The sequence below is a fragment of the Mycobacterium sp. E1715 genome (assembly GCF_001667625.1).
Lineage (GTDB): Bacteria > Actinomycetota > Actinomycetes > Mycobacteriales > Mycobacteriaceae > Mycobacterium.
Map to the genome: position 1 here is coordinate 1 of NZ_LZJJ01000246.1, position 17,722 is coordinate 17,722.

20 protein-coding genes are annotated in these 17,722 nt (G+C 69.7%); 11 read left to right on the plus strand and 9 right to left on the minus strand.

Annotation, left to right across the window (positions count from 1 at the left end):
* From A9X03_RS13125 to A9X03_RS13135, 3 genes are all read left to right on the plus strand, one after another.
* The coding region (locus A9X03_RS13125) for a class II aldolase/adducin family protein (RefSeq protein ID WP_067782566.1) at positions 1–617 on the plus strand (617 nt) is incomplete at its 5' end.
* 47 nt (positions 618–664) lie between these two features.
* On the plus strand, positions 665–1,825 hold the full coding sequence (gene macS, locus A9X03_RS13130; RefSeq protein ID WP_067782569.1) for a MacS family sensor histidine kinase: 1,161 nt from the start codon (positions 665–667) through the stop codon (positions 1,823–1,825).
* A complete protein-coding gene (locus A9X03_RS13135) occupies positions 1,815–2,477 on the plus strand; it encodes a response regulator transcription factor (RefSeq protein WP_067751640.1) in 663 nt (220 codons plus the stop codon). The genes macS and A9X03_RS13135 overlap by 11 nt, the downstream gene beginning before the upstream one ends.
* Before the next feature lie 48 nt (positions 2,478–2,525).
* Here A9X03_RS13135 and A9X03_RS13140 read toward each other — a convergent pair whose 3' ends face one another.
* Positions 2,526–3,842 carry an acyltransferase gene (locus tag A9X03_RS13140; RefSeq protein ID WP_068261412.1) on the minus strand — a complete coding sequence of 439 codons (1,317 nt, stop codon included), beginning with the start codon at positions 3,840–3,842 and terminating at the stop codon, positions 2,526–2,528.
* 159 nt (positions 3,843–4,001) lie between these two features.
* Positions 4,002–4,295 (minus strand): YiaA/YiaB family inner membrane protein, encoded by a 294-nt coding sequence (locus tag A9X03_RS13145; RefSeq protein ID WP_067751635.1) that lies wholly within the window; start codon positions 4,293–4,295, stop codon positions 4,002–4,004.
* 224 nt (positions 4,296–4,519) lie between these two features.
* On the opposite strand from A9X03_RS13145, the gene A9X03_RS13150 reads away from it, so the two are divergent.
* Positions 4,520–5,293 carry a polysaccharide deacetylase family protein gene (locus tag A9X03_RS13150; protein ID WP_082974490.1) on the plus strand — a complete coding sequence of 258 codons (774 nt, stop codon included), beginning with the start codon at positions 4,520–4,522 and terminating at the stop codon, positions 5,291–5,293.
* A gap of 12 nt (positions 5,294–5,305) precedes the next feature.
* Here the strand turns inward: A9X03_RS13150 and A9X03_RS13155 are convergent, their stop codons facing one another.
* Both A9X03_RS13155 and A9X03_RS13160 read right to left on the minus strand, forming a co-directional pair.
* Positions 5,306–6,109: an IclR family transcriptional regulator gene (locus A9X03_RS13155; protein WP_068261419.1), complete on the minus strand. Its 804-nt coding sequence runs from the start codon at positions 6,107–6,109 to the stop codon at positions 5,306–5,308.
* A gap of 30 nt (positions 6,110–6,139) precedes the next feature.
* Positions 6,140–7,219 carry a permease gene (locus A9X03_RS13160; protein ID WP_068261422.1) on the minus strand — a complete coding sequence of 360 codons (1,080 nt, stop codon included), beginning with the start codon at positions 7,217–7,219 and terminating at the stop codon, positions 6,140–6,142.
* A gap of 76 nt (positions 7,220–7,295) precedes the next feature.
* Here A9X03_RS13160 and A9X03_RS13165 point away from each other — a divergent pair, with 76 nt between their 5' ends.
* Both A9X03_RS13165 and A9X03_RS13170 read left to right on the plus strand, forming a co-directional pair.
* Positions 7,296–8,135: an SGNH/GDSL hydrolase family protein gene (locus A9X03_RS13165; RefSeq protein WP_369807403.1), complete on the plus strand. Its 840-nt coding sequence runs from the start codon at positions 7,296–7,298 to the stop codon at positions 8,133–8,135.
* Positions 8,136–8,171: 36 nt separating this feature from the next.
* Positions 8,172–8,828 (plus strand): DedA family protein, encoded by a 657-nt coding sequence (locus A9X03_RS13170; protein ID WP_067751620.1) that lies wholly within the window; start codon positions 8,172–8,174, stop codon positions 8,826–8,828.
* Between the two features lie 10 nt (positions 8,829–8,838).
* Here A9X03_RS13170 and A9X03_RS13175 read toward each other — a convergent pair whose 3' ends face one another.
* Positions 8,839–9,459 (minus strand): TetR/AcrR family transcriptional regulator, encoded by a 621-nt coding sequence (locus tag A9X03_RS13175; RefSeq protein ID WP_067751617.1) that lies wholly within the window; start codon positions 9,457–9,459, stop codon positions 8,839–8,841.
* A 155-nt stretch (positions 9,460–9,614) separates the two neighbouring features.
* Here A9X03_RS13175 and A9X03_RS13180 point away from each other — a divergent pair, with 155 nt between their 5' ends.
* The gene (locus A9X03_RS13180; RefSeq protein ID WP_068261425.1) at positions 9,615–10,052 is read left to right on the plus strand and encodes an anti-sigma factor antagonist; all 438 of its coding nucleotides are present in this window, start codon (positions 9,615–9,617) and stop codon (positions 10,050–10,052) included.
* A gap of 39 nt (positions 10,053–10,091) precedes the next feature.
* Positions 10,092–11,174: a glutamate--cysteine ligase gene (locus A9X03_RS13185; RefSeq protein ID WP_068261428.1), complete on the plus strand. Its 1,083-nt coding sequence runs from the start codon at positions 10,092–10,094 to the stop codon at positions 11,172–11,174.
* Between the two features lie 120 nt (positions 11,175–11,294).
* On the opposite strand, the gene A9X03_RS13190 is transcribed toward A9X03_RS13185, so the two are convergent.
* The 3 genes from A9X03_RS13190 to A9X03_RS13200 form a co-directional block, all read right to left on the minus strand.
* Complete coding sequence (locus tag A9X03_RS13190) at positions 11,295–12,080, minus strand: sulfite exporter TauE/SafE family protein (RefSeq protein WP_082974489.1); 786 nt, start codon at positions 12,078–12,080, stop codon at positions 11,295–11,297.
* A gap of 65 nt (positions 12,081–12,145) precedes the next feature.
* Positions 12,146–13,078 carry a catalase family peroxidase gene (locus tag A9X03_RS13195; RefSeq protein ID WP_067751606.1) on the minus strand — a complete coding sequence of 311 codons (933 nt, stop codon included), beginning with the start codon at positions 13,076–13,078 and terminating at the stop codon, positions 12,146–12,148.
* Between the two features lie 17 nt (positions 13,079–13,095).
* Positions 13,096–13,884: an SDR family NAD(P)-dependent oxidoreductase gene (locus A9X03_RS13200; protein WP_068261436.1), complete on the minus strand. Its 789-nt coding sequence runs from the start codon at positions 13,882–13,884 to the stop codon at positions 13,096–13,098.
* Between the two features lie 196 nt (positions 13,885–14,080).
* On the opposite strand from A9X03_RS13200, the gene A9X03_RS13205 reads away from it, so the two are divergent.
* Positions 14,081–14,656 (plus strand): hypothetical protein, encoded by a 576-nt coding sequence (locus A9X03_RS13205; protein ID WP_068261439.1) that lies wholly within the window; start codon positions 14,081–14,083, stop codon positions 14,654–14,656.
* Between the two features lie 42 nt (positions 14,657–14,698).
* On the opposite strand, the gene A9X03_RS13210 is transcribed toward A9X03_RS13205, so the two are convergent.
* Complete coding sequence (locus A9X03_RS13210) at positions 14,699–15,289, minus strand: carboxymuconolactone decarboxylase family protein (protein WP_067891776.1); 591 nt, start codon at positions 15,287–15,289, stop codon at positions 14,699–14,701.
* A 150-nt stretch (positions 15,290–15,439) separates the two neighbouring features.
* On the opposite strand from A9X03_RS13210, the gene A9X03_RS13215 reads away from it, so the two are divergent.
* Positions 15,440–16,999, plus strand: a complete 1,560-nt coding sequence (locus A9X03_RS13215) for a long-chain-fatty-acid--CoA ligase (RefSeq protein ID WP_068261441.1) — start codon at positions 15,440–15,442, stop codon at positions 16,997–16,999.
* Positions 16,996–17,722, plus strand: a 727-nt coding sequence (locus A9X03_RS13220) for an MBL fold metallo-hydrolase (protein ID WP_068261444.1), incomplete at its 3' end; no start/stop codon positions are given. The genes A9X03_RS13215 and A9X03_RS13220, both read left to right, overlap by 4 nt.

Below are 17,722 nucleotides of genomic sequence, written 5' to 3' on the forward strand. Positions count from 1 at the left end.
ACGACGAGCGGCTGCTCATCCGCTGTCGAAGCGACGCCGACACCGGGGTGGCGTTCACCCGGCCCAGCGACATTCGGCTGATCACCTTCGACGGCGGCGCCGGCGCCGAAGGTGAACTCGGCGGCTATCGCGTGCCCAACGAGCTGCCGATCCACGTGGAGACCATGCTGGCCGATCCGGGGCACCGCGCCGTCGCGCATCTGCACCCACCCGCAGTCGTCGCCGCCGACCTGGCCGGCATCGCGATCCGCCCGATCTACGGGGCATTCGACATTCCCGGCGCGTGGCTCGCGCGCGGCGGCGTGCCCGTCTACGAGCGCGCCGTGCTGATCCGCACCCCGGCGCTGGGCAAGGAGATGGTGGCCGCCATGCGCGGCCGGCCGGTCGTGATCTGCCGCGGACACGGGATCACCAGCGCCGCCGCCACGGTGCAGGAGGCGGTGCTGCAGGCGATCAGCCTCGACGCGCTGGCCCGAATGTCGTTGCGGGTGAGAGCCGCCGGCGGCGCCCTGCGCGATATCGACGACGCGGACTGGGACGACCTGCCGGACCTGGGGTCGTCTTTCACCGCGGAGGCCGCCTGGCGTCATGAAGTGGCTCGATTACCGGCCTGCTGAGGTTAACGACGCGCCGATCTTCCCGACCGTCATCGGGCCCCACATTTATGCTGGCCACGATGGCGAAAAACAGCCTTGATCCCACCACGCCGTTATGGCGTGCGGCGCAGGTGTTCCGGCTGCTGAGCTGCGTCTACGCGACCGGGTTCCAAATCGCCATCAACCCGGATCTGCGCCGCCCCGCGCTGGGCTGGGTGCTGTTCGCGGTGCTCATCGGCTGGAGCGCGGCCTGCGCGGTGGCTTACCTGCGCGGCTTCGGCCGCCGACCGGCATGGGTGCTCGCCGAGATCGTGATCGTCGTGCTGCTCATGTCGTCGAATCCCCTCGTGACCGACCCACACTGGGCGGCTGACAATCAGACCTGGCCGACGACGCTGTGGGCCAGCAACCCCACCATCTCGGCGGCCATCCAGTTCGGCCCCGCCGGCGGCATGCTCACGGGCCTGGTGGTGATGGCCACCAATTTCACGGTCAAGAACTATTTCGCCCTCAACCTGGGGCATAACGCGACCGCCATCATCGAGCTTGCGATCGGCATGGCGATCGGCATGGCCGCCCAAACCGCGCGCCGCGCCCACGATGAGCTTCAACGGGCGGCCCGGTTGACGGCCGCGGTGCAAGAACGGGAACGCCTGTCCCGCCAGGTCCATGACGGAGCCATCCAGGTGCTGGCGCTGGTGGCCAAGAGGGGCCACGAAATCGGTGGCGCCACAGCAGAACTCGCCGACCTGGCCAGCGAGCAGGAACGCGCGCTGCGGCGATGGCTGGCCAGCACGGACGCCGACCACGACGCCGACGGGGCCACCGTCGACCTGCGCACCCTGCTGCGGTGCAGGGAATCCGACCGAGTGTCCCTCAGCCTGCCCCCGGCACCGGTGCCCCTGGGCCGCCGGGTGGGCACCGAGCTCGACGCCGCGGTGGGCAACGCTTTGGACAACGTGGGCGCGCACGCCGGACCCGGCGCCCACGCCTTCGTGCTCGTCGAAGACCTCGGCGATTCCGTCCTCGTGAGCATCCGCGACGACGGCGTCGGAATCGCCGCCGGCCGGCTCGAGGAGGCGGTCAGGCAGGGCCGCCTGGGCATCTCCCAGTCGATCGTCGGGCGGCTGGCTTCGCTGGGCGGCAGCGCCCACCTGCGCAGCGAACCCGGCGAAGGCGCCGAGTGGGAATTGTGCGTGCCACGCGGAGAGGCGTTCCATGACCGATGAGACCCCCACGACGGTGATGGTCGTTGACGACCATCCCATCTGGCGCGACGCGGTCGCCCGCGACCTGGCCGACGACGGGTTCACCGTGGTCGCCACCGCCGACAGCGTCGCCGCGGCGCGGCGCCGCGCGGCCGTGGTCAAGCCCGACGTGGTGGTGATGGATATGCAACTGCCCGACGGCGACGGGGCGCAGGCGACCGCGGCAGTGCTCGCGGTCTCCCCCTCGTCTCGGGTACTGGTGCTCTCGGCGTCCGACGAGCGCGACGACGTGCTGGAAGCCGTCAAAGCCGGCGCGATCGGCTATCTGGTCAAGAGCGCATCCAAATCCGAACTGGCGCAAGCCGTGACGGCCACGGCCGAGGGCCGCGCCGTATTCACCCCGAGCCTGGCCGGGTTGGTGCTGGGCGAATACCGGCGCATGGCACAGAGCAAGGACGACGGTCCCGCCCGGCCGAGCCTCACCGAACGGGAAACCGAGGTGCTGCGCTACGTGGCAAAGGGCTTGTCCGCCAAACAGATCGCTCAGAAGCTGTCACTGAGCCACCGCACCGTGGAGAATCACGTGCAGGCGACCTTTCGCAAACTTCAGGTCGCCAATCGGGTGGAGTTGGCGCGCTACGCCATCGAGCACGGCCTCGACGAGGAGCCGTGACCCGCGGCGCAGCCGACCGACCGCGCCGCGGGTCGTGGAATCATCGAGCTACCTGCGCGCCGCGGTGAGGCGCTTCGCCGGTGCGGTGGCCAGCACGCGGGCGCCGACCAACGCGGTGACCATCACCGCCATGCACACCAGGCCGTCGTCCTTGAGTCCCCACCTGATGGCGGCCAGGATCGCAACGCCCGCAACACACAACAGGCTGCCGACGGCCGCTCCCCGACCGGGCCCCGTCACCGTCGGGGCGCCGTCCCAGCCCGGCAGCGGGTTGTTCTCCAGCGGGCGCAACGCGACGAAAAGCACGGCCATGGCGCCGATCACGATGAGCAGTTGCGCGAGGCTGACGGCGAGGAAGTCCCGCGCGCCCGGGTACCGGGGGCAGCCGAGGTAGTCGAAGACCAGGTGCGCGCCCAGCAGCACGGGCATGTGCCACAAGTACAGGGTCATGGCCCCGGAGTTACCGATCGCCGTCCACCACCACACCCGAGGCCGCCGGGCCCAGCGCGCGATCGCCGGCGCGGCGGCGATCGCCAACGCGCTCAGGACGATTGCGTGGCCGGCCAGCAGCAGCGAGGGCGGGCTGGTGTTGGACAGGCGGTGATCACCGGTGCCGACCATGCTGATCTGATACGGACCCCAGGCCACCAGTGCGACGTCGACGGCGAACGCGGTCGCCGCGACGGCCAGTGCGGCACGCCCGGTGAGCAGCCGGCGACGGTAGGCGATGCCGAACATGGCGGGGATGAGCCAGACGGCCAGGTTGAGGTAACCCAGGGGCATCATGGCCGGCCAGTGCAGCCTGATGGCGTCGATCACCGCGATGGTCCCATAGACGCAGGCCACAGCGGCGGCGAGACGCCCCGCGGTGGTGATGCGGTACAGCACCGGCATGGCGGCCAGCACCAGCACGTAGGCCCCCAAGAACCACAGCAGCTGCGTGCTGACACCGGCCACCGGCTCGTAAATGTGTTGCGGCAGAGCTCGATACAGCACCGTCAGCACCACAGCCCAAAACGCCAGGTAGTAGAACACCGGCCGGAACAGTCTGGTGCAGCGTTTCATCAGCCAGTCACCCCAGTTCGTGCCGGCGGACCACGACGACAGGCAGGCCGCGGCGCCGGCGAAGAAGAACAGCGGCATGATCTGCAGGAGCCAGGTCGCAGCCTGGAACACCACCGAGGTGGTCAGCAGGTTGTCCCAGATCAACACGTGGTTTTTGATGATGCTGATGGCCATCACGGTGTGGCCGAGCACCACACCGATCAGCGACGTGATGCGGATGACGTCCAGGACGCGGTCGCGGTCGGCCGGAGTGGCCGCCGCCACCTCGGCGACGCCGGGGAATCTCGTGAGAGTTGCCATGGGATGTTATCGGACCTTTCGGGGAAAGCTGTTGCGGGATAACGTGATTAGGAGATGCGACTTAAGTGAAGTGCTGTCTCGGATGCCATGGACCAAGCATTGCCGGTCGGGCGGACCCGCGCCCGCGCAGTTCTACGCGTCGGGCCTGAGTAGTACTACTCAGTTCGCGGCGGCGTTGAGCGGGTCGTAGTCGGCCAGCAGTCTCTCGATGCGCGCTTCGTCAAGGCGCACCCGCACCGTCGCGGCCTCCTGCTGGTCGCGAATCACCTTGGCCAGGGTGAACGCGCTCGACACCAAGAACAGGAAGGTGATGCCGAGGAAGCCTCGCTGCCACGCGTCGAGCGGAAGCAGGTAGATCCCGCCCAGCGCGGTCACGAAGCTGATCGCGAACGCGGCGGCGGCCTGAACGAAAAAGGCGGCGGTGGTCTTGGACATGCTGTTGGGAACGGTCATGCCAAACAGCCTGCGGCAGAGCGCTGCCCGCCGGATCCGTAAGACTACTCAAGTTTGTGGTTGCCGGTTGACTGAGCTTGCGTCACAGGTTCGTATCGGTCGGCGGACACTCGCCTTACCTGGCCGGACCCAACTACCTGTGCACCTAGTCTGTCCCGCGAGCTGACCCGAATTTCGCGGTGCCCGAAAGGCGCCGACGGCCGAGGAGTATGGACGTGGCCGAACTGGACCGGCGCCGGTTCCTGGCCGCGCTGGCCGCGACGGTGGCCGTCGCCGCCGGCGGGCCTGACGAGTGCGTGGCGCTGGGTGATGTTGCCGGACCCGCGCCGTTGTCGCCCCCGCCGGACCCTCGATCGCGCGTCGCGCTACCCGGTGGCGGTGTGCTGAACAGGCTTCCGGGCAACGGCAACCTCCTGGCCTGGACGGTCGACGACGGCGCCGACACCGACGTGGTGCGGCTGTACACGCAATTCGCCCGGGACACCGGGGTGCGGCTCACGTATTTCGTTACCGGCGCCTACCACTCGTGGACCGACAACGCGGGCCTGCTTCGACCCCTCGTCGACTCCGGGCAGATCCAGCTGGCCAATCACACGTGGACACATCCCGACCTGACTCGGCTCTCGAAGGCCCAAATCGCCGACGAACTCGCTCGCACCGACGCGTTCCTGCGGAACACGTACGGCGTTGACGCCACCCCGTACTTCCGGCCCCCGTACGGCCATCACGACGCCGCGGTCGCCGCCGTGGCCGCCGGGCTGGGCTATGAGGTGACCACCTTGTGGTCCGGCGACTTACGGGATTCCGCGCTGGTTTCCGAGGACCAGATCGTCCGGATGGCCTACCAGTCGTTCCTCCCGCAGAACATCGTGATCGGCCACCTCAACCATCCACCGGCCACCCATGTGTACGGGCAGCTCGTCGACATCATCCGAGCCCGCGGGTTGCGCACGGTGACGCTCGACGATGTGTACCTGCGACCGGGGCACCGGAGGTAACCGGAGGCGGACTCAGCCGAGCTGGTCGCCAATCTCCTTGGCCGCCTTGACAAGTGCGGCGGCCACCGTGGCATAGCGGGCGGCGTCGAGCCGGTTCTGGGGTGCGGCGGCATTGAGCGCCAGCCGCAGGCCCGGCGCCCGCGTTGGTATCGGCACCGCCACCGACGCGACGCCTTCCTCACTCTCCTCCCGGTTGATGGCGTAGCCGCGCTCGCGGATGGCGGCGAGCTCGGCCTCCAACTCGGTCCGGCTGCCGATCGACGACGAGGTGATGCGCTCCAATCGTTCTCGCGGCAGCAGCTGACGCAACTCCGCGTCGGGCAGCTGCGCCAGCATGACCTTGCCCGTCGAGGTGCAATGCGCCGGCATGCTGCGGCCCAGCCGGGACGCCACCCGGACCGCGGCCGGGCCCTCGACGGCGGCGACGAACCGGACGTTGGCCCCGTCCAACATCCCGACGTGAATCGTCTCGCGCAGCTGTTCGCCGAGGCCGCGCATGACCGGGGTGGCCGCTCGCTGGATGTCGATGCGGCCGAAGATGGCGAACGCGACGCCGGTCAGCGACGGGCCGGGCAGGTAGGCCCTGGACACCGGGTCCTGCCGGACGAACCCGCGATAGGCCAGCATCGCCAGCAACCGATGCGCGGTGGACGACGCCACGCCCAGGTAGCGGGTTGCCTCGCTCAACCGGATCTGGGGTTGCTCGCCCAGCAGCAGAAGCAGCTTGAGCGCGTTGTCGACCGACTCGATCGGGTACTGCGGCGCAAGCGAATCCGCGGCCGGGGCTTCGGCGGCCCGCTCGCCCTTTCTCGCCATGACAGTGAAGGTACTCGCGCCGGTTGCGAGTCACAGCAAGCTGAGCACCACTGCGCCGAGGATTCCCGCAGCGACCACGATGCCGGTCGCGGTCGCGGTGGCCTTCCACCCGAAGCTGCGGGCGACCATCGCCGCGCCCGGAACGCTCACCGCCGGCAGGGTGATCAGCAGCGCACCGATCGTCCCCGACGACGCGCCCAGCAGGGCCAGCCCTTGCAGGATCGGGATCTCCCCCGCCGTCGGGATGACCATGAGCGTGCCGGCGATCGCGACGACCACGACGAGCAGCAGCCCGCGGTGCGCCGGTTGCCCCAAGGTGAGCAGGAAACCGCGGAACGCCCCGACCACGAGCACCAGGACCGCGTACTCGGGCAGCAAAAACAGCACCAGCCACAGCAGCGCCCGCACGAACAGGCGCGGCCTGCCCCCGCTCTCGTCGTCGACCGAAGGCGCGGCCGCGCGCGCCGGCGCCGGGACTCCGCCGTCCGGCCGGGACAGCAATCCCACCGCGGCCCCGACCCCGAGCACCGTCGCGATGCCGACGACCACGCGCGTCAGGCTCCATTGCCAGGGAGCGACGAAGAGCAGGAAAACGAGCACCGCCGGGTTGAGCAGCGGGTTCCCCAGCCAGTAGGCGATGGCCGCCGCCGGTGTGACGCCGTTGCGCCGCAGGGTGACGGCGACCGGGGCGGCGCAACACGTGCACATCATCGACGGCATGCCGGCGACCCCGCCGGCCAGCGCACTGGACAGCGGAGCGCGACGGTTCAGCACGCGCGGCAGCCACGGGCGCGGGAGCAACGCCTGCACCGAGGCGCTGATCAGCAGCGCGGCCACCAACGCCGGCCAGATCGACGCCACGTAGGCGTGGAAGAAGGTCGCCGCGGCGTGCCAGGTCGGTCGATCGCCGGGGTGGACGCCGCCCACCGTGAGAACGCTCGATCCCGACAAGTGGTGGGTGCGACGGGCCGTGGCGGCCTTGCCGGCGTAAGGCAGCCACTTCGCCCACAGCAGCCCCGCCACGAACAGGGCCACGGCGACGAGAACACCGATCGCGACGTTTCCCCGCCGGCCCGCGTGAATTGCATTGCCCTTCAAAGGCATCGCCATGCCCACCGACGCTAGTCGACGGGCGGTGACCCGCGTCGGGCGCGTGGGTGGCCGCGCTTCCCGCACCGGGGATGCGATGGCTATTATTCTCGGCTTCGTGTACGGGGCTATGCCTTGCGGATATCGCCGTTACGTCGCCATCGGGGACAGCCAGACCGAGGGCTTATGGGACGGCGACGACGTCGTGGGTCTCCTCGGCTTTGCCGACCGGCTCGCCGCCATGGTGGATGCGCACTACCCCGGCCTGCATTACGCCAACCTCGCGATCCGCGGCAAGCGGATCGCCGACGTCTTGGACGAGCAGGTTCCGCAGGCCCTGGCGATGCAGCCGGACCTGATCACGGTGTGCGCCGGGATGAACGACGTCATCCAGCCGGGCCGGTCGTTCGGCCCGGCCCTGGCCGACCTCGAACACGTCTACGCCGCGCTGGCCGGGTCCGGGGCCACGGTGGTGACGACGACCTTCCCGAACGTCGCGCAATTCCTCCCACTCGGACGGCTGGTGTCGGGCCGTCTCGCCCGCATCAACGCGGCGATCACGGCGGCCGCCGACCGCTACGGGTTCGGGCTCGTCGACCTGTACAACGCGCCGTCGATGCGCGAGCTGGACACCTGGGCCATCGACCGGGTGCACGCCTCCAGCAAAGGACACATGCTGTTCGCCGCGGCGGCCGCCGAGGCACTGAATCTGCCTGGCAGCAACCATGATTGGGCCCACGCAACTCCCGACGCCCGGCGCCGCTCGCGCACCACCGGCGCGTACGAGCAGCTGCGCTGGACGCAGGACAGCTTCTTCCCGTGGATCTGGCGCCGGCTGCGCGGCCTGTCGTCGGCCGACGGTCGGGAGCCCAAGCGCCCACAGCTGGAGAGCCTCGGCACGCCGAGCAGGCCGGCCGACGCGAACCGGAGGGTTTAGGGCGCGTATCGCCGGACGGTCAGGCATCCTGGACGCATGGACGTCGAGGCTTTGCTGCACGCGATCCCACCGCTCGCGATCTACCTGGTGGTCGGCGGTGTGGTCGGGCTCGAAAGCCTGGGCATCCCCCTTCCCGGCGAGATCATCCTGGTCAGCGCGGCCCTGATGTCCTCGCACGACGACCTGCCCGTCAACCCGATCGGCGTGGGCGTCGCCGCGGTGATCGGCGCCGTGGTCGGCGACTCGATCGGTTACACGATCGGACGCAAGTTCGGCATGCCGCTCTTCGACCGCCTGGGCCGGCGGTTCCCCAAACATTTCGGTCCCGGACACGTCGCGTTGGCCGAAAAGTTGTTCAACCGCTGGGGAGTTCGGGCGGTTTTCTTCGGCCGCTTCATCGCCCTGTTGCGGATTTTCGCCGGGCCACTCGCCGGGGCGCTGAAGATGCACTACCCGCGCTTCCTGGCGGCCAACGTCTCGGGCGCCATCTGCTGGGCCGGCGGCACCACCGCGGTGGTGTACTTCGCCGGGATGGCCGCCGAGCGCTGGCTGGAGCGGTTCTCCTGGATCGCACTCGTCATCGCGATCGTCTGCGGCTTGATCGCCGCGTTCGCGCTGCGGGAACGCACCTCGCGGGCCATCGCCGAACTCGAGGAAGAGCACTACCGCAAGGCCGAGAACACCGCGGCCTGACCCCAGCGCCTCAGCTGGCCGCCTCGCCGAGATCCCCGGGCACCACCGGCCGGTGCTCTTCGATCAGACCGACCGCCATCCGGCGGGCGCGCAGAGCCGCGTCGGTGTCGCCGACGGCCGCCAACACGATGGCGCCCTTCATCAGGATGTGCCAGGACGAGGCGAAGTCCTCGACGTCGATCAGCCCCGCCGCGACGGCGCGCTGGCGCACGATGTCGCGGACGTGGTCGATGTGGACGATGCAGGCCTGCCCGGCCGGGGAGTCGGGACCGAGCTCCAGCAGCACGTTGATGAACGAGCAGCCCTCGTAGCCGTCGCGCAGCTGGATCCAGTCGTGCATGACGTCGAAGATCGCGAGCAACTGCTCCTCGGGCGTGTCGGCGCGCTGGCGGGACTGCTCCTCGATCAGGCCGTGGGTCCACACCTCCTCGCGCCGCTGCAGCACGGCCAGCACGAGGTCGTTTTTGGTGGCGAAATGGCGGTACAGCGTGGCCTTCGCGACGCCGGCCCTCTCGATCACCTCCTCCGTGCCGACAGCACGGATTCCACGTCGGCTGAACAGGTCATATGCGGCGGTCAAGATGCGTTGACGAGCCGACGCGGGAGGCGTTCCGACATCGGAAGTTGTCATAACAACGCACAACATACTCTTAGCCAGGACATGTAGACAGACCGACCTGTCTTGTTATAGAAATGAGATTCGCACTCCGCGAAGAGTCTGTCTTCAGACGGCAGGACGGGCATCCATCGCAGCGTCGTGAGACGCGAGTCGATCAGGAGGCCACGATGAGCTCGGTCATTGCAGAACCTATGACAACTACCCACCTCATGCTGAGCACCAAGCTGGTCTATGAGTTGGGCGATCCGAACAGCACGCTGCGCGCGACAGCCGATCGCAGCGGACCGGCGGTGCTGATCTACGCGGGCGGGGAGGTCGACGCCTGCAATGAGCACACCTGGCGCCAGCTGATCAGCGAGGTCGCCGGCATCGTCGCCGCGCCGGGGCCCTTGGTCATTGACGTCACGGGCCTCGAATTCATGGGCTGCTGCGCCTTCGCGGTGCTGGCCGACGAGGCGAAGCGCTGCAAGAACCGCGGCGTTGAGCTGCGCCTGGTCAGCCGCGAGCCGATCGTCGCCCGCATCGTCGACGCGTGCGGCCTGTCCGCGCTGCTGCCCATCTACCCGACCGCTGACTCCGCGCTGGCGTCCGCGGCCCGTTGGTGACGGGGCAGCGCCGCCACTGATCGGCCCGCCCCCGACGGGATGAGCGACCCTCCCACCTTCGGAGCGGAAGAGGAATTTCTCCTCGTCGACCCGCGAACGGGCGAACCGGCTCCGCGAAACGGCGATGTGGCCGCCGCGGCCCAACGCCGGGGCGTCGAGTTGCAGCTGGAACTGAGCAGCTGCCAGGTGGAGACCACCTCCAGTGTCGTGGCGACCAGCTCGGAACTCGGCGAGGAATTGTCCCGGTTGCGGCGCACGGCCGCCGAGGCGGCCGAGTCGGTGGGGCTGCGGCTGCTCGCGGCCGGGCTTCCGCCCGCCACGCCCCACGAGTTTCCCGTCACCGACACCCCGCGTTATCGGCGTATCGGCGCCGAGTACGGGATGATCGCCCACGAGCAAGGCATCTGCGGCTGCCATGTGCACGTGCAGGTTCCCGACCGTGCGGCCGCCATTCACGTCAGTAACTGGCTGCGGCCGTGGCTGCCGTCATTGCTTGCGCTGTCGGCGAATTCGGCGATCTACCGCAGCGCCGACAGCGGCTACGCCAGCTGGCGCAGCGTACTGTGGCGACGCTGGCCGGTGGCCGGGCCCCCGCCCTTCTTCCCCTCCCCCGACGACTACGACCGCACGGTGCGGATGCTGATCGACAGCGAGGTCATCCTGGACCGCAAGATGGTCTATTGGGACGTGCGCCCGTCGGAGAATTTCCCGACGATCGAGGTGCGGGTCGCCGACGTGCCGGCGACGGTTGCCGAGACGGTGTTGCTCGCGACGCTGGTCCGGGCCGCGGTGATGACGGCACTCGAGGACGACCAGCCCGGGCGGCTTCCCCCGGCGGCCCTGCGCGCGGCCTACTGGAAGGCCGCCCACGACGGCCTCGCCGGACGCACGCTCGACCTGGTCCACGGCCGCGGAGCCGTCCCGGCGGGTGAACAGTTGGGCGCGCTCGTGCGGCGCATCCGGCCGGCGCTGGAATCGCTCGGCGAATATGACCGCGTCACGGGCGAACTCGACCGCGTCGCAGCCCAGGGCAACGGGGCGATGCGCCAGCGGCGGGCGTGGCGCAAGCGCGGCGAGGTGAGGGACGTCATCGACGAGGTGGCCGCCGCCACGCTGGACTGAACCGGTTGCCGCGCCTCTGTTCACTTGCGCGTGCGCCCAGGGCGGCGACACGCCGGGCGGGCCCTCCCTGGGCGCACACTCAAAGCCGTGAACGCACAGCCGATGCGGCCCGCGCCTCGGTCACGCCACGGCGACCAGTCGGTACAGCCCGATCAGGCCGACCACCACGATCGTCGCCCGCAGCGCGTTGCCCGACAGCCGCCGCCCGTACCGCGCCCCGATCAGTCCGCCGACCAGTGAGCCCGCCGCGATCAGCCCGGCGGCCGGCCAGCTGATCCGGTCGAACGCCACCAACGTATAGGCCACGGCGGCAACCACATTCACCACCAGCGTGAGCAGGTTCTTGGCGGCGTTCATGCGCTGCACCGACTCCGGCAGCAGCGCGCCCATCACCCCGACCAGCAGGATGCCCTGGGCGGCGGTGAAATAGCCGCCGTAGACGCCGACGGCGAACGTGCCGAGCACCAGGACCGCCATGCGGCCGGGGGTGATGTGTTCGGGTGAGCGGCCGGCTACCTCGGCGCGCCGGCCGGTCCACGCCTGGATCCGTGGGCCCACGACCACCAGCACCAAAGCCAGCACCAGCAGCACCGGCACCACCTCGGCGAAGACTTTCTCCGGCAGGTGCAGCAACAGGAAGGCGCCCAGCACCGCGCCGGCCAACGAGGCGGGCAGCTGCCAGCGCAGGCGATTCCATTGACCGCGCAACTCGGCGCGGTAGCCCCAGGTGCCCGACATGCTGCCGGCGACCAGGCCGATGGCGTTCGACATCGTGGCGGTGACCGGCGGGAAGCCGAGGGCGACCAAAGTCGGGAACGTGATCAAGGTGCCGGACCCGACGAGCGCGTTGATGGCGCCCGCGCCGAGCCCGGCCAAACAGATCAAGAGCATGTGGGAAGGCGACACTGAAGAAAAACCTTAGCCTGCCGCCGGTTTCGGCCCGCGGGCGAGTGCGGGCGGGGGTTTCCCGGTCAGGCGGGCGGCGCCTCGGCCCCGCGGTCGACGCCGGTGCGCAGCTTGACCGACGCCGAATACGCGAGCGTCCGGAAGTGCAGGACCGGGTCGTCGGAGGGTTCGATGCCGTCGGTCACCCGCATCGGGTCGAACACGACGATGTCGCCGCCGTGCTCGCGTTGGGTCTCCAGGCCGGTGATCTCGATGGTGCCGACGGTCGCGATCTGAGTGCTCTGCCATGCCGCGGACGGGTCGACCGTGGAGTCGGCGGGACCGGCGATCTGCACGCGATATTCGAACCGCACCGGCCCGCTGTCCAGGCGCGCATTCAGCTCGTCGGTGAGGAAGTCCGCACCCTCGCCGTGGGCGGCCGACGCGGACAGGTAGTTCTGCGCGGCAGCCGGAACCAGATGGTAGCGAACGAATCTGGCGCTGCCGTCGGCGGCGACCCAGCGGAATGCGTGCAAGCCGTGGTATTCGGTGGTCGCGTAGCTGGCCGGGATCTTGTTGGCGTCGCGCACCACCGGCAGCGCGCCGAGCAGCCGCGGATGGGTGAGGAAGTATTTGGCCATGCGCAGCGGCGTGGTCAGGCCGGGCCGCATCGCCTTGAGCAGATCGACGAATCCGTCGGGCGTGCTCGAGACGAACAGCCGGGCGGTCTGCGTCGACACGTCGGTGGTGGAGCCGTCGGGCAGCGTGAACTTCACCGCCATGCCGCGGATCCCCGGCACATTGTCGCGCTGCTTGGGATTGCCCGCGCCATTGGAGAATCGGATCAGCGCCGGGACCGTCGAGCCGTCGAGATGCTTTGCGCGCGAAAGCATGACCGCGTCCGGGGTCGCGGTGAACGTGCCGCGGTAGAGCGTGCCTTTGGCGTGCAGCGCGCGACAACCCGGCTGGGCACCGCCGGTGCCTCGGATCGCCTCGATCGCCTCGTCGGGAGTGACCATGCGCGAATCTTAAAGCGCTATTCGGGAAAGCCGAAGAGTTTCACGACACCGTGATCGCGGCCTGCGGTGTAGCCGCCGTCGACGGCGATTGCCTGGCCGCTGATGAAGGAGGCGTCGGGCGACATCAGGAACGCCGCCATGGCCGCGACCTCCTCCGGCTGCCCCAGCCGTTGCAGGGCGTGTTCTTCGGTGATGGAGTGCAGCGGGCCCTCCATGCCCGGCAGGCCGAACACGCTTTGCGCCATCGGCGTTTCGATGAAGCCGGGGCAGATGGCGTTGGCACGGATGCCGCTCGGTCCGTAGTCGAGCGCGATGTTCTTGGTGAGCAGGACGACGCCGCCCTTCGCCGCGTTGTACGAGCTGCCACCCGCCGTGCCTTCCAGGCCCTCGACGCTGGCGACGGTCACCAGCGAACCCCGTTCGCCGTCGACCCGGGGTTGCTCGATCATCCGGGCCAGCGCCGCCTTGGCGACCAGGAACGTGCCGGTCAGGTTGATCCCGATGACCCGGTCCCACTCGGCCCTGTCGAGCAGGTGGACCGGGCCGCCGCCGGCGACCCCGGCGGCGTGCAGCACGCCGTCCAGGCGGTCGGGCACGGCAGCGAGCACCGCAGCGATCGCCGCCTCGTCGGTGACGTCGGCGGTGACGAACGTGAACCCCGGCCCCAGGTCGGGCGCGGCGGTCAGGTCGGCGCCGATCACCGTGCCCCCTTCGGCCAGTAGGCGCCGCGCGGTCGCCAGGCCGATTCCGGACGCGGCGCCCGTCACGACGAAGGTGCGGGAGCGGGCACGGTCAGGGTTCGCCACGTCTGGTCCCCTCGGTCGAAGGTCGGTTGGGCCGCAGACATGTTGACACACCGGTCCGCCGCCGAAGCCGGTTTCGATAGAGGAGAGCTATCACCAAATAGTGCCGCGGTCTTGGACACCGGCCCGCTTGCGGGGAGATCGTTAGAACCGGCGGGCGAATCCCCCCGTTCGCCCAGAGCCTGAGCAGGAGCCACACATGTCGACCCCCCAGCCAATACGCCCGCGGCGGGCAGCCGCCCGCCTGGCCGTCGCCACCGCCGTGACGGCGGCGGTCGTCCTCTTCCCCACCACCCATGCGGCGCCGGTGCGGCTCGTTTCGGCCGATCCGGTCGATGTTGCCGACGGCGTCTCGATCGTCCCCGCGCCCGGCTGGACGCTCGGGCACCGCGGGCCGAATTGGGTGGCGCTCAGCAACGCCGACGGCAGCGCGCAGCTGCGGGTCGCGGTCAAGCCCGCCGGCGCGACGGATGTCGGTGCGGTGTTGCAGGCCGACATGCGCGAGTACGCGTCATCTTCCGGCCTGGGCGACATGAAGACTTTGACCGCGCCGGACACCCGGCCGCTGCAGAGCGCGAACTTTCAACAGCAGGCGTCCATCGACTACACGGCCGACGTGCCGGCCCCGCAGGGCCCGATTCCCGTCCTGGGCACGTTCACCGAGCTGCTGAACACGTCCAACCAGCGGTCGGCGTTCATCGACTTCCGGCAGAACAACAACGCGACCCCGCAGGCCGTGGACGACGGCGGGATGATGATCCGCTCGATGGAATGAGGGATGCGAACTGGTTCAGGCGAATCAGCAAGGCGTACAGTACTATTCGCCGTCCCCCTCGCGTCCCGGAACCGACGCATCGAACGCGTTGAGGGTGACGGCCACCATCGAGAAGCAGCCGACAAGAAAAACGATTTCGGCGAGGCCTTGCTCACCGAACGTACGTCGCGCCGCCTGGTACGTCGTCTCGGCCAGCGCCCCGCCACGGTTCAGCGCCGCCGCCATGTCGTAGGCGACCGCCTGGTCACTGCTGAGGTCGCTGGGCCGCTCGCCGGCGGCGATGGTCGCGATCGTCCGGTCGGGCAGCCCCGCGCGTCGGGCGAAGTACTCGTGGCCATAGATCTCGTAGCGAGCACCGAACTTGGCGGCGGTCACCATGATCACCAGCTGGTGGACCGTGGCGGGCAGCACGCTGTGCTCCCATAGCGCCTTGTTGAAGGCCCAGGCCGGCTTCCCGAAATTCGGGAAATGCAGCCAGCCGTTGAAGGGGCCGATAAGGGCACCGTCCTCGCGGCGGGCAATGAGTTCCCCGAAGTGGTCTTCGATCATCGCCGCCATGTCGTCATAGAGCTCCCGTTGATCAGCGCTCAACGTGGCCGGTGGCAGTGGTGGCAGACGCGTCCTTGCTGGCATGGCTCGATCGTGCGACCGCGGCGACCGTTGCGCCAGGACTTGTTGGTGACCAGTGGTAGGCGGAACCTCCCAGCGGACCGGGCAGGCCGCCCGCACGTCCTGGCATGATCGCTATCGCAGAATGGAGCAAACCGACCTCGGAGGGGCCTCATGCCACCAGCCGACACCACGGCGAACACCACGGAGACGCTGGCGGGATTCGTCGATCGGCACGCACAGCAGCGGCCCGACGCCGTCGCGATCCGCTACGGCGAATTGGAGTGGTCCTGGGCCGACTGGGCCGCGCGAATCCGCCGTGCGGCCGGCGCGCTGCGCGCCGCCGGTGTGCGGCGCGGTCAGAGCGTCGCGTTCCTGGACAAGAACCACCCCGCCTGCCTCGAGGTGCTGTTCGCCGCGGCGTCGATCGGGGCCGTGACCACCGTCGTCAACTGGCGCGCGATGGGCGACGAACTCGTGCACGTGCTCGACGACAGCGGGGCGCGGCTGCTCTTCGTCGGCGCCGAGCTGCGGGCCGCGGCCGAGGCGGCCGCCGCACGCGCGCCGGGGGTGGAGCGCATCGTCGTGGTGGGTGACGAGTACGAATCCCTGCTGGCGGCCGCGTCTCCCACGGAGCGCGACATCGACGTGCACGAGAGCGAAACCGCGCTGGTGATCTACAGCTCGGGCACCACGGGGCGCCCGAAGGGCGTGTTGCTGAGCCAGCGTGCGCTGGTCAACCACGCGGCGAACCTGGCGCCGGCCTTCCCCTTCGACGACGGGGACGCGAACCTCGTCGCCATGCCGCTGTTCCATGTCGGCGGAATCGGCTACGCGCTGTTCGGGATTCGGGCCGGTGTGCCCACCATCATGACCCGCGAACCCGACGCCGCCGCCCTCACGGGCGCCGTGCGGGCCGGCGCCACCCACGCCTTCTTCGTCCCGCCGGTGATCGCCCGGTTCCTCGACGCCGGCGAGGCGGCGCACGCCACGATCGCCGGCCTGCGCTACATCGTCTACGGGGCCGCGCCGATGCCGCTGCCGCTGCTGCACCGGGCGCTGTCGACCTGGCCCGACACCCGTTTCGTGCAGGTGTACGGCCAGACGGAGCTGTGCGGGGCGGTCACCGCGCTAAGCGACGACGACCACCGCGATTCCGCGCGCCCACACCTGCAGCTGGCGGCCGGAAAGGCGGTGCTGGGCACCGAGATTCGGGTGGTGGATCCCGAGACGGGCGCCGCGGTGGCCGCCGGCGAGGCGGGCGAGATCTGGGTGCGGAGCAACCAGAACATGACCGGCTACCTGAACCGGCCGGAGGCGACCGCCGAGACGATCACCGACGAGGACTGGGTGCGCACCGGCGACGTGGGGCGCCTGGACGCGGACGGCTACGTCTACATCGAAGACCGCCTGAAGGACATGATCATCACCGGCGGCGAGAACGTGTACGGGCCCGAGGTGGAAAGCGTGCTCATCGAGCACCCCGCGATCACCGACGCCGCGGTGATCGGTGTCCCCGACGACTTCTGGGGTGAATCGGTGAAGGCGATCGTCGTGGCCGACGGCGAGACCGACGCGCAAGACGTCATCGGCTTCTGCCGTCAGCACCTCGCTGGCTACAAGTGCCCGAGGACGGTGGACTTCGTGGAATCGCTGCCCCGCAACGCGAGCGGGAAGATCCTGAAATCCGCTCTGCGCGAACCGTTTTGGCGTGGCCAGGGGCGGGGCGTATGAGCGCCGCGGTCGACGCGCAACGGCGCGATCGTGCGATCAGTGTGCTGGGCGGGCCGACCACGGTGGTCGACATCGCCGGCCGGCGGATCGTGATGGACCCGACGTTCGACCCGCCCGGTGTGCACGCATACCTGACCAAGCTCGCCGGGCCGGCGGTGAACGCCGACGCGCTCGGCCCGGTGGATGCGGTGTTGATCAGCCACGACCAGCATCCCGACAACCTCGACGACGACGGTCGCCGCATGGCCCTGGCCGCGCCGCTGGTGCTCACCCACCCCGGTGGCGCCGCCCGGCTGGGACCACCCACGGTGGGGGTCGCGCCCTGGCAGACCTACGAGCTGTCCGGATCGCTTGCGGTGCAAGCGGTTCCGGCGGTTCACGGGCCGGCCGACGGGCAGCGCGACGCCAGCGGGCACGTCAACTGCGAGGTGACCGGCTTCGTGCTGTCCGGGCCCGGCCTGCCCACCGTGTACCTCAGCGGCGACAACGCCTCGATGGCGGCGGTCAAGGACGTGGCCGACCGGGTGGGCGTCATCGACGTCGCGGTGCTGTTCGCGGGCGCGGCGAGCGTGCCGGCCAAGGAGCGCGGCCGGCCGCTGACGCTGACCTCGGCGCGCGCGGCCGCCGCCGCCGAGATCCTGGGCGCCCGCGTCGTCATACCCGCCCACGTCGACGGCTGGGCCCACTTCAGCGAGGGCGCCGGCGAATTCGCGGCGGCCTTCG

Excerpts from the sequence above, each read along its gene's own strand:
- macS (WP_067782569.1), top strand. The coding sequence starts at position 665 with ATGCTGGCCACGATGGCGAAAAACAGCCTTGATCCCACCACGCCGTTA.
- A9X03_RS13135 (WP_067751640.1), top strand. The coding sequence starts at position 1,815 with ATGACCGATGAGACCCCCACGACGGTGATGGTCGTTGACGACCATCCC.
- A9X03_RS13140 (WP_068261412.1), bottom strand. The coding sequence starts at position 3,842 with ATGGCAACTCTCACGAGATTCCCCGGCGTCGCCGAGGTGGCGGCGGCC.
- A9X03_RS13145 (WP_067751635.1), bottom strand. The coding sequence starts at position 4,295 with ATGACCGTTCCCAACAGCATGTCCAAGACCACCGCCGCCTTTTTCGTT.
- A9X03_RS13155 (WP_068261419.1), bottom strand. The coding sequence starts at position 6,109 with ATGGCGAGAAAGGGCGAGCGGGCCGCCGAAGCCCCGGCCGCGGATTCG.
- A9X03_RS13160 (WP_068261422.1), bottom strand. The coding sequence starts at position 7,219 with ATGGCGATGCCTTTGAAGGGCAATGCAATTCACGCGGGCCGGCGGGGA.
- A9X03_RS13165 (WP_369807403.1), top strand. The coding sequence starts at position 7,296 with ATGGCTATTATTCTCGGCTTCGTGTACGGGGCTATGCCTTGCGGATAT.
- A9X03_RS13170 (WP_067751620.1), top strand. The coding sequence starts at position 8,172 with ATGGACGTCGAGGCTTTGCTGCACGCGATCCCACCGCTCGCGATCTAC.
- A9X03_RS13175 (WP_067751617.1), bottom strand. The coding sequence starts at position 9,459 with ATGACAACTTCCGATGTCGGAACGCCTCCCGCGTCGGCTCGTCAACGC.
- A9X03_RS13180 (WP_068261425.1), top strand. The coding sequence starts at position 9,615 with ATGAGCTCGGTCATTGCAGAACCTATGACAACTACCCACCTCATGCTG.
- A9X03_RS13185 (WP_068261428.1), top strand. The coding sequence starts at position 10,092 with ATGAGCGACCCTCCCACCTTCGGAGCGGAAGAGGAATTTCTCCTCGTC.
- A9X03_RS13195 (WP_067751606.1), bottom strand. The coding sequence starts at position 13,078 with ATGGTCACTCCCGACGAGGCGATCGAGGCGATCCGAGGCACCGGCGGT.
- A9X03_RS13205 (WP_068261439.1), top strand. The coding sequence starts at position 14,081 with ATGTCGACCCCCCAGCCAATACGCCCGCGGCGGGCAGCCGCCCGCCTG.
- A9X03_RS13210 (WP_067891776.1), bottom strand. The coding sequence starts at position 15,289 with ATGCCAGCAAGGACGCGTCTGCCACCACTGCCACCGGCCACGTTGAGC.
- A9X03_RS13215 (WP_068261441.1), top strand. The coding sequence starts at position 15,440 with ATGCCACCAGCCGACACCACGGCGAACACCACGGAGACGCTGGCGGGA.